Source organism: Granulicatella seriolae (assembly GCF_024543085.1).
Lineage (GTDB): Bacteria > Bacillota > Bacilli > Lactobacillales > Aerococcaceae > Granulicatella > Granulicatella seriolae.
Map to the genome: position 1 here is coordinate 145,347 of NZ_JANHNZ010000001.1, position 13,640 is coordinate 158,986.

Genomic DNA, 13,640 nt, shown 5'->3' on the forward strand with positions numbered 1-13,640 from the left:
TTTACAAATAAATTCCATCTTGACTTGAATACGTTAACAAGAGTTTAGTATACTAGAAATGGTTCAAAAATACTATTTACAAGGGAGGAATATTTTGGAATGGAAAAGAATAAAAAAGGATATCTATTTTATTTACTAGTCTTACTCTTAAGTTTTTTTGTATTTTATCAAGCAACACCTGTATTAGCCGAGGAAAGTGTGCCTACTAGTGCACAGGAAAGCCCTACTTCGGATACTAGTATAGCTCCGGGTGAAACCCCGCCAACTACTGATTCAACCGATAGTGCTGCAGATGGTGCTACTGTTGTAGACGAGACTCCTGCTGATGAACCTAAGGCGGATACTCCTGATACTGCAACCAGCATAGATTCAGCTCAAACTGCTTCAGATAGCTCTAGTGACGTAACTAGTCTAGAAGATGCTACTGTTACACCTTCTGAAACTACAGAGGCTGCTGTAGCAGAACCAGTACAAGCTAGCACTGAGGAAGTTGCTAAAGTAGATACGAAAAACGTAACCATCCTTCATACCAATGACATTCATGGTCGTTTGGAAGGTAGTTCAAGTGTTATTGGTATCGCAAAAGTAGCTACCATTGTTGAAGAAGCTCGTGCAGAAAATCCAGTAACCTTAGTTTTAGACGCTGGAGATGCCTTCCAAGGAATGCCTATTTCGAATAACTCTAAAGGTGCTGCCATGGCTGCCATGATGAACCAAGTTGGTTATGATGCTATGACTGTCGGCAATCACGAGTTTGATTTTGGCTTTGAGGAAGCTATCGGCTACAAAGACCTATTAAATTTCCCAATCGTTTCTTCTAATATTTATAAAGATGGCAAACGAGTTTATGACCCTTATACCATTATCACCAAAGATGGGATTGGGTTCGCTGTCATTGGAGCAACTACTCCTGAAACAGCTACAAAAACTCACCCAAACAATGTTAAAGGCGTTACCTTTACTGATCCAATCACCGAAACAGAAAAAGTGGTTCAAGAACTCACAGCAAGCCATCCTACCATTAAAAACTATATCTTCCTTGTTCACTTAGGTATTGACCCAACAACCAAGACAGAATGGCAAGGGGGCGAATTAGCTAGAGCACTTTCTATTAACAGCCTTTTAGCTGACAAACAGACTGTTGTCATTGATGGGCACTCACATACTACTGTTCCTAATGGCGAAAAATATGGCAACGTGCAATATGTACAAACCGGTAGCTATCTAGGAAATATCGGTAAAGTCACTTATACGGCCGGTGAAAATAACTTCAATGCACAATTAATTTCTGCTGCTCAAACAGCTGACGTTGCTGAAGATGACAAAGTGGCCGCCTTAGTTAAGGAAGCTAAAGATGAATTTGCTTTCCAAAATTCACAAGTTATCGTTGAAATGAACCCTGTCGAATTAAACGGTGAACGCAGTGATGTACGTGTTCGTGAAACCAACCTAGGCGACCTAGTGACTGACGCTATGTATAACTATGGTCAACACGGATTTGCGAATAAAACTGACCTAGCAGTAACCAATGGTGGCGGTCTTCGTGCTTCTATTGCCAAAGATGCCCCAATTACTAAAGGGGATGTTATTAACGTATTGCCATTTGGTAATATTATTTCACAAATCGACGTTTCTGGTCAACAAATTCTTGATATGTTTGCCTTCTCTCTTCGTTCAGCTATCCAAGTTGATGAAGCAGGCAACCCAATAGTAGACAGCGAGGGACTTCCTTTGCTTGGCTCGAATGGTGGTTTCTTACAAGCCTCTGGGGTAAAAGTATTCTTTAATCCTCTAGTTAGCGGCCTAAAAGAAGATGGGACTGTTGATCCAGCTAGAATTTTAAAAATTCAAATCTACAATCAAGCTACTGAAACTTATGAAAACTTAGACTTAACAAGAACCTATTTCTTAGCAACAAATGACTTCTTAGCTGTCGGTGGGGATGGTTATGATATGTTATATGGCCCACGTGAAGAAGGACCTTCATTGGATGAAGTCTTTGCCAGCTATTTAACAGATATTGACCTTCTTGACTATGCTAACCCAACTCCATATTCTCGTATCCTCCCTCTTGACCCTGCTCTTGACAATGATGGCGATGGATTTACAAATGAACAAGAATTGGCTGCTGGCACTGACCCATTTGACCCAGCTTCTAAACCAACTATTGCTGATCCGGATAAACCAACTAAAGACGAACCAACTAAACAAGAGCCTACTAAAAAAGAACCAACAGAAAAAGAAACTGCTGGTACTAAGGTAACAACAACAACTAGTAAAAAGGCTGCAGCAACAATATTACCAAACACTGGTAGTGATTCAAATCTTATCTACTTAGTTATGGGAACTTCATTTGCTTTCGCTGGCTTCGTAGTAGTTGGAAAGAAATCTAAAAAAGCGGCTTAAGTGCTTAGGATTCATACAATAGACGCTGTGAAACATCAGAGTATACAAATCAAAACAGGCAATTCTCACGAAATTTGTGAGAACTGCCTGTTTTTCATTCAAGTCATGTATACCACTTAAAACTTGTACAAAATCAAGGAAAATTAGAATAATTTTGATAAAAAATGTGGTAGACTATCTTACGAGGAGTGATGAAGATGAACCAACCAGACCCACAAAAAATCAAAAAAATAAAAGAATACCTGCAAATTATTAATCAACCTGATTCAGCAACCAATCGCTCTGAAAAGTTGACTGCTATTTCAGAACTGTTTAATTATTACCATGGAGATTGGCAAAGAGATGCTTTATATTTCGCTGCAAACAATGTCACCCTTTTTGATGATAACCAGATGCAGACTATTATTGCCAACCACAATCCTGACCGAAAATTACCAAGAACTATCATCAAAACAGAAGAACAAAGTAAATACAAGCGGCATATGAAACCTGGCCAAGACTAAGGTAGAAAAATTCAATAGAAAAAAATAACTGTCAGATAAATCAACCATGACGAAAAGTTGATTTATCTGACAGTTATTTCATTAAATTTGCTTTTTTTCTAGTAAGATAAATTTCTGTTACCCCAACTAAAAATATTAATACAAAGGCATATTTAAAACCAGTATATGCCATAGCATACATCAAACCATAAACCCCTATTGATATTGAAAGTCGTGTTTTAGTGAATGGCGATTCATTATCCCAATGGCGTAAAATATGAAATAACACTACCATAAAAATCATACACAAAACTATCTGCCCAATCCAAAATATATACGGATTAGTTGTATTAAATTGCCCGTTTATTTCTTGGTTTGCTACAAGTGAAGTAACCGTAGCAATAAATCCTAGTGTTCCATTTGAATATAATTTCATTGGCCACCCCGTTCCTAATAATCTACTCTATATAACACTATCTCTATATAGCAACTATAGCATAATTAACACTTGCCTACAATTATTTGTCCAATGTAATCTTAAAACTTCTTATAGTTTGTAAAGAATTATCAGAAGCCAACTTCTTTGAGAAATTAATTTCTGATAAGTATTTTTGCCAATCATAGTCCAATCATCTAAAAGGTATTGAAAAAAATCTAGGCTGCTATACAAACAAAAGACTTTTGCGGAAATCTTATCAGAAATAACGGTGTAAAGCATAGCTGGCGTACAGTGGATGTTTGGCGCTTTCGCCGATTACAACCACGTAGACAGCTAAGCCAGTGAGACCTAGGCTCACCTTGTTTATAAGAAAGCCACCGTTCTCATTTCTGATAAGATTTCCGCAAAACTCTTTTGTGATTTAGAAATAGACTATATTATTTATGGATGCCCCCCACCCCTAATACCATCGTTCTGATGTCTAACAAATTAGTTGGAGAGTCCCATCACAATGTCAATCATTGACTCCATTCTAAAAAAATTAAAACTTCCTGAAGCGCTCATACCTATCTTGAGCCCATTCTGGTCCTGTTCTTGATTTTGTAGAATCCAGATAGTCAATGAGTTGTTTTCTGATGTGCTGGGCTATCTTTTCAGGGCTTTTGCGTTGTTCTGGGATAACCTGGTCTACGATGGTTTGTTCCAGAAGTTCTTTGCTAGTAAAGCCCATGAGCTTACTGGCTTCTGCAGCCCGACTAGAATCCTTCCAAAGAATAGAAGCAAAGCCTTCAGGTGACAGAATAGAATACATAGCTAACTCCAAAATCCAAACCTGATTGGCTACCGCAAGAGCCAGTGCACCACCACTACCACCTTCACCAGTTAGGATGCAGATGACAGGAACTTGCAATTGACTCATTTGAGCCAGATTATTAGCAATGGCTTGACCGATTCCCCGCTCTTCTGCCGTGATACCACAAAATGCTCCTGCTGTATTAACAAAAGTTACGATAGGTCTACCAAACTTTTCTGCTTGTTTCATTAAGCGTAAACTTTTACGATAACCTTCCGGATGAACAGAGCCAAAGTTTGTTTGCAAGTTTCTCGTCAGATCGTGCCCTTTTTCCATACCAATAACCGTAACAGGTCTAGCACCCAACATAGCGATACCACCAATAATGGCTTGGTCATCCCCAAAATTACGGTCACCATGTAGCTCTATAAATGTATCAAAAACTAAGTCAATCCATTCACTAGTCAAGGTACGACCATTGTCTCTTGCCGCCTTAACAGTTTTCATAGGATTCATACACCATCACCTCCCTTAGAGTAGCTATGGTGCATCAAGAGCAAGTTTTCTATTGTTTGCTTCAAGACACTACGGTTGACGATTTTATCAATAAATCCTTGTTTAAGAACAGATTCTGCCGATTGGAAATCATCCGGTAGTTGCTGATTAATAGTCTGCTCTATCACTCGTTTTCCCGCAAAACCAACTAAGGCATTAGGTTCTGCTAAAATCACATCACCCAACATAGCAAAACTGGCCGTAACCCCACCAGTTGTCGGGTCGGTTAATACGGTTAAATAAAAGAGACCCGCTTTAGAATATTGTTCAAGAGCAGCAGAAATTTTAGCCATTTGCATTAAAGAGTAAATCCCTTCTTGCATTCTAGCACCTCCAGAAGCAGTAAAAATGATTAGTGGCAGCTGTTCATCAAGTGCAAACTCAACCGCTCTGGTAATTTTTTCACCAACAATTTGCCCCATGGAACCCATCATAAAGGATGAATCCATGACAGCAACAATCACTCGGTTACCTTGTATCATACCGTCCACCACTTTTACAGCCTCATCAAGCCCTGTTCGACGCTTGGACATATCCAATTTGTCCGCATAACCGGGGAAGTCCTGAGGAAACTTAAGCGGTAGATTAGTAAAAAGCTCCGTATAAGTATCCATGATAAGCTCCAATCGGTCATTAGCATTCAAGCGAAAATGGTGCCCACAATTAGGGCATAGTTTCAAGCGACCTAAGTCATCTTGATATATGGTTTTTAAACAGCTTGGACACTTAATCCATTTGCCATCTGGGACTAGGGGTTTTGCATTATGGTTATCTTGATTTTTGTTCTGCTCTTGGATAGGAATATAGGCTCTTTTTTTGAATAACTTCATTCGTTCACCTCATTACAGATTAGATTGGCTTAGGCTTGATCTTTCCACTGAGGTAAAAATGTCGTTTCTAGATAAGCTGTATCATAATTTGCTTGTAAAAATCCTTCTGATGTTAGTAAGGATAGTAAGAATTCATGGTTTGTCGGTACACCTTCAACGGCTAATTCACTGAGCAAGCGTGACATCTTTTGGATAGCCTGCATACGATTTGGTGCATGAACAATTAATTTGGCTAGCATGGAGTCGTAATATGGCGGAATCTGATAGCCTGAATAGAGAGCACTCTCTAAACGAACACCCATGCCACCTTTTGGCAGATGTACAAAAGAGACAAGCCCAGGAGATGGTCTAAAGCCATTAAAAGGGTCTTCCGCATTCAGACGACACTCAATCGAATGCCCAGTAAATTGGATATCTTCTTGTCTTAACGCTAGTTTCTCTCCACTGGCAATTCGGATTTGCCACTCAACCAAGTCAACTCCCGTAATCATTTCTGTTATAGGATGCTCTACTTGGATTCTAGTATTCATCTCCATAAAGTAGTAATCGCCTTTTTCATCAACTAAAAACTCAATGGTACCTGCATTTTGATAGCCAACAGCCTCAGCAGCTCGAACAGCATCCTGTCCCATCTTCTGACGCAATACTTCAGAGATATATGGACTTGGAGCTTCTTCTATAACTTTTTGGTTGTTTCGTTGCAAGGAACAATCTCTTTCCCCCAGATGAATCACATGTCCAAAATGGTCAGCCAGAATCTGAAACTCAATATGTTTGGCTGGGAAAATAATCCGCTCTAAATAAACAGCACCATTTCCAAAGGCGTTCTCTGCTTCCTGTCTTGCAGCTTGGTACTGTCGTTCAAAATCATCTAAACTGTTAACACGACGAATTCCCTTGCCACCTCCACCAGCACTGGCCTTAATAAACAGAGGAAAGCCAACTTGTTTAGCTTGAGCTAAGCCGTTTTCTAGACTATCAATCTCACCATCACTTCCCGGAATTACGGGCACTTTGGCTTCAATCATCTTTTCTCTAGCTTGTGCTTTGTCTCCCATCATCGAAATGACTTGTGCACTCGGACCGATAAAGCTAATCTGACATTCCGTACACATCTGGGCAAACTTGGCATTTTCAGAAAGGAAACCAAAACCAGGATGAATGGCTTGTGACTCAGTCAAGACTGCAGCACTCAAGATGTTTTCAATATTCAGATAGGACTCCTTAGAAGAAGCTGCACCAATACAAATAGCTTGGTCAGCTAATTCCACATGCAGTGCCTCTTTGTCGGCTTGTGAGTAGACAGCAACTGTTTCAATACCTAGGTCTCTACAAGCACGAATGATACGGCAGGCAATTTCACCTCGGTTGGCCACTAAAATTCTTGTAAACATATAACATCCCTATCTTCCAATGATAAAGGTTAAGTCAGCCTCACAAACTTTTTTGCCATCAACGAAGGCTTGCCCTTTTCCAATACCAGCGTATTCTTTAAGCTTTACAATATCCACTTGTAGGGTTAGTACATCCCCCGGAACTACTTTTTGACGGAATTTCACATTGTTTAATCCACCTAAGTAAGCTGTTTTTCCTTGGAAGCCTTCCATCTTCAAGAGAGGAATTGAACCTGCTTGAGCTAAGGCTTCAACGATTAGAACGCCTGGCATAACTGGTTCGCCCGGAAAGTGTCCTTGGAAGAAGTGCTCGTTAAAGGTCACATTCTTTTTACAAACAATATGTTCTCCCGGTATTAGCTCTTCAACACGATCAATATAAAGAATTGGGAATCGATTTGGGATAGTCTCCATCACTTCTTGAACTGTCATAATTGTCATTTATCTTCCTCCTAAAACTCGTTTACTTGCTTATTTTTATAATAGCTTGACCGTAGTCAACCATCTGTCCATTTTCCACCAGAACTTCAAGAACCTGACCACTATAAGGGCTGGTAATCTCATTCATAATCTTCATGGCTTCAACGATACAAACCACTTGGCCTTCTTTAAGGTCTTGCCCCACTTGGACAAATGGTGCCTCTTGAGGACCTGATGCTAGATAGACCAAGCCGACAATAGGACTAGTGATATAGTCAACACTGTCTTCTTGACTCTCTTCAACGGGAACAGTAACAGGTACAACTGCACTTTCTTCTTTAGCAGTAGACACTATTTCTTTAGAAATTTTTTCTTCTACCAGTCTACTTTCAGCTTGATGAGGTTGATCTACCCGTTTGCTTAAAGCAAGGCTAGTATCTTTATGATTTAAGGACAACTCCATAATACTTGACGCATCGAATTTCTCGATAATGTCTTTAATTTCTTGTAAATCCATACTTACACCGTCCATTTTTTAAAACATAAGACTGCATTATGCCCACCAAAACCTAATGAGTTGCTGAGGGCAATATCAACCTGACCAGCCTGTCCCACATTAGGAATGATATCTAAGTCACATGCTGGATCTTGCTCTTCAACATTAATAGTAGGCGGCATAAAATCATCTTCAATTGCCTTAATACAGGCGATGGCTTCAATAGCACCAGCCGCACCCAGTAAATGTCCAGTCATGGATTTTGTGCTTGAAACCTTAACCGTATCAGCAGCTTGTCCTAGTGCATAACGAATAGCCGTTGTTTCCGCTGAATCATTAGCAGGTGTGCTAGTTCCATGGGCGTTGATATAATCCACTTGTTCAGGACTAACCCCCGCTTCCTCCATAGCTGCTATCATGGCCTTTCCTGCACCACTTCCATCAGGAGTTGGTGCTGTCATATGATAACAGTCCGCAGTCGCACCATAGCCAACCACTTCTGCATAAATATGAGCGCCTCTTGCTTGTGCATGCCCAAGACTTTCTAAGACCACAACACCTGCACCCTCACCCATAACGAAACCATGTCGTTCCTTGTCAAATGGTATCGAAGCACGATTTGGGTCTTGGCTATTTGACAAAGCGGTTAAGGCCGCAAAGCCTGCAATACCAATCTCACAAATAGTTCCTTCTGCACCACCGGCAACAATGGCATCCGCATATCCATGTTTAATATGACGGAAAGCTTCTCCAATCGCATTGGTTGCGGAAGCACAGGCAGTAACGATAGAGGTACACACTCCACGAGCACCAATCTTAATCGAAATATTACCAGCTACCATGTTACCGATAGCCATAGGCACGAAAAATGGTGCCACACGAGTAGGACCCTTATCATGCATCTTGATAATCTGACTTTCCATAACAGTTAAACCACCAATACCCGAGCCAACAATGACACCAAAACGGTCAAAATCCGTATTGTCAGGAGTAATGCCACTATCTTTAACGGCTTCAAGGGCTGCGGCAACGCCATATTGGCTAAAAAGGTCCATCCGTTTTGCTTCCTTACGGTCCATATAATCAGCAGCATTAAAATTCTTTACTTCTGCGGCTACATGAACATCCAAGTCTTTCTTATCAAACTTGGTAATAGGTGCAATCCCGTTGACACCCTCTTTTAAGTTATTCCAAAATGTTGCTACATCATTGCCTAAAGGAGTAATTGCTCCCATTCCGGTTATTACTACTCGATTCATAGAAACCTACCTTTCTTTTCATCCATTCTATTCATTAGCAGTGAGTCCCTAGGAATCACTAGATGTTTCTTTGTTTCCCTAAGTGTGCAAACCGCCATTAACCTCAATCACTTGTCCTGTAATGTAGGAACTACTTGCTAAAAAAAGGCAGGTTTGGGCAATGTCTTGCACTTGACCTAGTTTTTTCAAAGGAATCATCTTGAGCCACTCTTCTTTCACCTTTTCAGGCAGAGCATCGGTCATATCCGTTTCAATAAAACCCGGTGCAACAGCATTTACAGTTACACCACGAGGGGCTACTTCTTTAGCAACTGATTTGGTAAAGCCGATCAAACCAGCCTTACTAGCAGCATAATTGCTTTGACCAGGGTTGCCTGTGATACCGACAATACTAGTCATATTAATAATGGTTCCAAAACGTTGCTTTAGCATAACTGGAACGACAAATCGAGTCATGTTAAAACAACCTTTTAGGTTAACATTGATCACATCATCAAAATCTTTTTCGGACATACGCATAAGTAGACCATCACGAGTAATCCCCGCATTATTGATGAGGATGTCAATTTGGCCAAAACGTTCTTTGACTTCTTTAACCATTTCTTCTGCCAGACTGAAATTAGAAATATCTCCAATAAAGGTCATAACTTGACCCGAATAATCGGAAAACTTATCTAAGACAGACTGGTCAATGTCACTAGTGGCATTAAGAACAACGTTAGCGCCCTCTTTAGCAAATGCTAAGGCTAACCCTAATCCAATCCCACGTCTACTCCCAGTAATCATCACTGTTTTGTCTTTAAATGTCATTATATGCTCCTTTATCTTCTATATGACTTGGTTTCACATCGAAAAATTGTGCCAGACTTCTAAGGTTTGCAATGGTATCCACTTGGAATAGATGTATAGTTTTGTTTTGACCTTGCGCAATTTTCTTAATCATCTGAGATAAGCTCTTACCCGGTCCAACTTCCACAAAAACATCTACATCTTGCTCCAACATATGACCTACAATTTCCTTCCATCTAACTGGTTGGCTAATCTGCTCTGCCAGATTTTGACCAAACTGATCAGGTTGGTGCCAGACACCCGTTACATTGCTATAGACTGGAATTTTTGGCGTTCGCCAATCAACCTGAGCCAAAACGCCTGCCATTTGATGAGTAGCCTCCTGCATCATCTCCGTATGAAATGGTCCACTGACTTGAAGAGGGATTACTTTTTTAATGCCTTTTTCTTGTAAATAATTTTTTAGTGCATCAACTCCCTCAAGGCTACCACCAACCACAACTTGACCAGGGGTATTATAATTGGCTGGCGCCACATACAAACCTTGAGCCTGAATAGCTTGGCAGGCCTCTTCGACAGTGACATCTTCCTCGCCTAAAACTGCCATCATAGTCCCTTTTCCAGGCGGAACAGCTTCTTGCATCAGACTAGCTCGTTTATCAATCAAGCTAAACGCTGCCTGCCGTCCAATCGCTCCACTGGATACCAATGCAGGATATTCTCCAAGGGACAAGCCAGCGACAAAGTCAGGCTGAATGCCCATATCTTCCAGTACTTTTTCAATCGCCAATGATACGGCAACTAAAGCAGGCTGAGCATATCTGGTCTGACTCAGTAAATGACCTTTATCCTCTAACAAAAGCTCTTGCAAATCAAAAGGCAAAACAGAATCTGCCTCCTCAATCACTTCTTGAGCTTTTGGAAAAGTAGATAAGATTTCATGAGCCATTCCCACCTTTTGTACTCCTTGTCCCGGATAGACAAATGCCACTTTCATAACTAACCTCCAAGTTCAGATTACGATTTACTAACCAAAATTTTTTCTACATTAAAAGCGACTCAGTTGTTCTTTGATAACTTGATGTGATTCGTCCATTAATTCTAAGATAATGTCCTTACAGGATTGTTGCTTATGGACCAATCCAGCAATTTGTCCAGCCATCATGGAGCCCATTTTTATATCCCCATCAACGACTACACGTTTTAAAGCACCTTTTCCGATTTCTTCAAGACGTTCCAAGTCTGGATTATCTTTACCAGTCTCTTCTTTTTCCGCCTGCAAATAAATCTTGGTTAATTTATTTCGCAAAACACGAACTGGATGACCCGTAATTTGACCTGTAATAACCGTATCAATATCTTTGGCTTTAACCACCGCATCCTTAAAGTTTTGATGGGCAGTCGATTCAAGAGAAATCAAAAAGCGTGTGCCTAGTTGAACAGCGTCAGCTCCCAACATCAAGGCAGCAGCCATCCCGCGTCCATCACCAATCCCTCCAGCAGCAATCACTGGGATAGAAACTGCATCAACCACTTGAGGTAAAAGAACCATGGTAGTTAGTTTCCCAATATGTCCCCCTGCTTCCATGCCTTCAATGACAACCGCATCAGCTCCATCTTTTTCCATACGTTTTGCCAGAGCCACAGATGCCACTACCGGAATCACGATAACGCCAGCTTCACGAAACTGAGCCATATATTTACCTGGACTACCAGCTCCCGTGCAGACCACTTTAACGCCAGCCTTACAGACAACTTCTACTACTTCATCCACATGGGGATTTAAGAGCATAATATTGACTCCAAAAGGTTTATCTGTTAGTCGTTTCATCTCATCAATCATGTCTTGAACAATCGAACCAGGTGCATGACCACATGCGATGATTCCTAATCCTCCCGCATTTGATACAGCGCTGGCAAGACTAGGATTGGCAACCCACGCCATACCACCTTGAACAACAGGGTATTGGATTCCAATCATGTCACAGATTTTTGATTTCATGTGTTACCATTCCTTTACTTTGAGTCTAGAATTTTATTGAGCTAATTGAGCATCTACATAGTTAACCAAGTCTTGAACAGTTTCAAGTCCTTCTTCTGTATCGATCTTTACATCAAACTCATCTTCAATATCATTAATAATTTGGAACAAATCTAAACTATCAGCTTCTAATTCATCTTTTAACTTAGTTGTTAATTGTACTTCTTCTTCCTCTTTACCTAATTGGTCCACGATAATTGCTTGAATTTTTTCGAATGTCATTTTATTTTCCTCCAATAATGTTTGTTTTTTTTATGGTCTTACAAATATTTTATACCGTTAGAACAATGCTTCCCCAAGATAAGCCGCCACCAAAACCGGATAGGACAAGAGTTTGCCCACTTCCTAAGATGATTTTCTTTTCCTCAATCAACTGGTCTAATAACAGCGGTATGCTTGCTGCAGAGGTATTGCCTAATGTTGCGATGTTACTTGGAAATTTCTCTAAAGGTATAGATAGTTTCTTAGCTACACTTTCAATCAAACGCGAATTAGCTTGATGTAGAATAAACAGATCCACATCTTCCAATTCAAGCCCGGCAGAATCACAAGCCGCCTTAATACTAGCAGGAACTTCTTTAACTACAAGTTCAAATATTCCTCGACCATCCATGGTCATCTTCTGATTTGAATCTATGCGATTTCCAGCTACCAAAGCCAAGGCTCTTGAACCATCTGAGTGAAGATCGTAAGATAAAAGCTTAGTGGCATTATCTTGCGTTTTTTCAACCAAGAGTGCTCCAGCACCATCACCAAAAAGAATAGCTGTCGAGCGGTCTGCCCAATCCACACTGGATAACATCGTTTCCCCACCTATGACTAAGCCATAAGGTAAAGTAGAAGTTTCTAGCAAATGGTAGAGTGTGTTTGTAGCAAAGACAAAGCCGCTACATGCAGCACTAATATCAAAGCCATATGCTCCACTAGCACCAATCGCATCTTGGACAAGAGTAGCCAAAGCTGGACTAGAAAAATTCGGTGTCATCGTGGCCACCAGAATGATACCAATCTGCTTAGGATCAATATCAGCTTTTTCAAGAGCCTTCTTGGCAGCTCGGATACATAAATCACTTGTTGTCTCCTCTTGTGCCCATCTACGCTCTTGAATACCTGTCCGCTTCCTAATCCACTGGTCATTGGTATCGACCTTTTGCGCCCAATCTTCATTGGTCAATCGTGTTTCTGGAAGGTATGAACCTGTCGCTAACCACCTTACGCCCACTATTCCAACTCCTCATGCATATTGGTTAGAATGATTTCATGTAAGAAGTCGTAGAGATTCTTCAATCCTTTAACTAAGACTTTCACTTCATCTTCATTCAATCCTTGTATGGTTTTCTTAACTAATTCTTCATGGAATCTGCGATGCACTCGATACAATAATCTTCCACGATTGGTTAATCCTAATACTACAATTCGGCGATCTGTTGGGTGTTTCAATCGTTCAACATAGCCTTTTTTAACTAATGCATTAACGGCAACGGTAAGCGTCCCTACTGTTACATTTAATTTGTTAGCTACTTCGGTCGTCGTGTGCTCTTGGTGTAAGCCAATCGCTTCAATGGTATGCATTTCTTTTATCGACAAATCATTAAACTTACTTTGCGCAAGAGAAGTTTCTTCAATGTCTAACATCTGATTGAATACGTCAACCAAGTAACTATTTATGGTCTCTAGAGATTGATCCATGGTATACCTCCCATATATAGTTTGAACATCAAATTATTTGATATTCA

General features: G+C 40.4%; 15 protein-coding genes. 2 read left to right on the top strand and 13 right to left on the bottom strand.

Features of this window, described 5'->3' with window-relative positions; genetic code table 11:
• The first annotated feature begins 99 nt into the window (after positions 1-99).
• Together NPA36_RS00610 and NPA36_RS00615 are read left to right on the top strand one after the other, a co-directional pair.
• Positions 100-2,406, top strand: a complete 2,307-nt coding sequence (locus tag NPA36_RS00610) for a 5'-nucleotidase C-terminal domain-containing protein (protein ID WP_256944181.1) — start codon at positions 100-102, stop codon at positions 2,404-2,406.
• A 197-nt stretch (positions 2,407-2,603) separates the two neighbouring features.
• Positions 2,604-2,909 (top strand): dTDP-glucose 4,6-dehydratase, encoded by a 306-nt coding sequence (locus NPA36_RS00615; RefSeq protein ID WP_256944182.1) that lies wholly within the window; start codon positions 2,604-2,606, stop codon positions 2,907-2,909.
• A 73-nt stretch (positions 2,910-2,982) separates the two neighbouring features.
• Here NPA36_RS00615 and NPA36_RS00620 read toward each other — a convergent pair whose 3' ends face one another.
• The 13 genes from NPA36_RS00620 to NPA36_RS00680 all read right to left on the bottom strand — a co-directional run bounded on the left by NPA36_RS00620 (position 2,983) and on the right by NPA36_RS00680 (position 13,593).
• The gene (locus tag NPA36_RS00620) at positions 2,983-3,324 is read right to left on the bottom strand and encodes a hypothetical protein (protein WP_256944183.1); all 342 of its coding nucleotides are present in this window, start codon (positions 3,322-3,324) and stop codon (positions 2,983-2,985) included.
• A gap of 544 nt (positions 3,325-3,868) precedes the next feature.
• Entirely contained in the window at positions 3,869-4,636 is a 768-nt protein-coding gene (gene accA, locus NPA36_RS00625) for an acetyl-CoA carboxylase carboxyltransferase subunit alpha (RefSeq protein ID WP_256944184.1), read from the bottom strand.
• Complete coding sequence (accD, locus tag NPA36_RS00630) at positions 4,633-5,505, bottom strand: acetyl-CoA carboxylase, carboxyltransferase subunit beta (RefSeq protein ID WP_256944185.1); 873 nt, start codon at positions 5,503-5,505, stop codon at positions 4,633-4,635. Before accD ends, accA begins: the two co-directional genes overlap by 4 nt.
• A 29-nt stretch (positions 5,506-5,534) precedes the next feature.
• Entirely contained in the window at positions 5,535-6,899 is a 1,365-nt protein-coding gene (accC, locus tag NPA36_RS00635; RefSeq protein ID WP_256944186.1) for an acetyl-CoA carboxylase biotin carboxylase subunit, read from the bottom strand.
• Positions 6,900-6,908: 9 nt separating this feature from the next.
• Positions 6,909-7,340, bottom strand: a complete 432-nt coding sequence (fabZ, locus tag NPA36_RS00640) for a 3-hydroxyacyl-ACP dehydratase FabZ (RefSeq protein ID WP_256944187.1) — start codon at positions 7,338-7,340, stop codon at positions 6,909-6,911.
• A gap of 22 nt (positions 7,341-7,362) precedes the next feature.
• Positions 7,363-7,836, bottom strand: coding sequence for an acetyl-CoA carboxylase biotin carboxyl carrier protein (gene accB / locus NPA36_RS00645; RefSeq protein WP_256944188.1), 474 nt, complete (start codon positions 7,834-7,836; stop codon positions 7,363-7,365).
• Positions 7,837-7,838: 2 nt separating this feature from the next.
• A complete protein-coding gene (gene fabF, locus NPA36_RS00650) occupies positions 7,839-9,074 on the bottom strand; it encodes a beta-ketoacyl-ACP synthase II (protein ID WP_256944189.1) in 1,236 nt (411 codons plus the stop codon).
• A gap of 78 nt (positions 9,075-9,152) precedes the next feature.
• Positions 9,153-9,884 (bottom strand): 3-oxoacyl-[acyl-carrier-protein] reductase, encoded by a 732-nt coding sequence (gene fabG, locus NPA36_RS00655; protein WP_256944190.1) that lies wholly within the window; start codon positions 9,882-9,884, stop codon positions 9,153-9,155.
• A complete protein-coding gene (gene fabD / locus NPA36_RS00660) occupies positions 9,874-10,860 on the bottom strand; it encodes an ACP S-malonyltransferase (RefSeq protein WP_256944191.1) in 987 nt (328 codons plus the stop codon). Before fabD ends, fabG begins: the two co-directional genes overlap by 11 nt.
• A 51-nt stretch (positions 10,861-10,911) precedes the next feature.
• A complete protein-coding gene (fabK, locus tag NPA36_RS00665) occupies positions 10,912-11,865 on the bottom strand; it encodes an enoyl-[acyl-carrier-protein] reductase FabK (RefSeq protein WP_256944192.1) in 954 nt (317 codons plus the stop codon).
• A 33-nt stretch (positions 11,866-11,898) separates the two neighbouring features.
• Positions 11,899-12,126 carry an acyl carrier protein gene (locus NPA36_RS00670; RefSeq protein ID WP_256944193.1) on the bottom strand — a complete coding sequence of 76 codons (228 nt, stop codon included), beginning with the start codon at positions 12,124-12,126 and terminating at the stop codon, positions 11,899-11,901.
• A gap of 49 nt (positions 12,127-12,175) precedes the next feature.
• A complete protein-coding gene (locus tag NPA36_RS00675; RefSeq protein ID WP_256944194.1) occupies positions 12,176-13,126 on the bottom strand; it encodes a beta-ketoacyl-ACP synthase III in 951 nt (316 codons plus the stop codon).
• Positions 13,126-13,593, bottom strand: coding sequence for a MarR family winged helix-turn-helix transcriptional regulator (locus NPA36_RS00680; protein ID WP_256944195.1), 468 nt, complete (start codon positions 13,591-13,593; stop codon positions 13,126-13,128). Before NPA36_RS00680 ends, NPA36_RS00675 begins: the two co-directional genes overlap by 1 nt.
• Between the last annotated feature and the right edge of the window lie 47 nt (positions 13,594-13,640).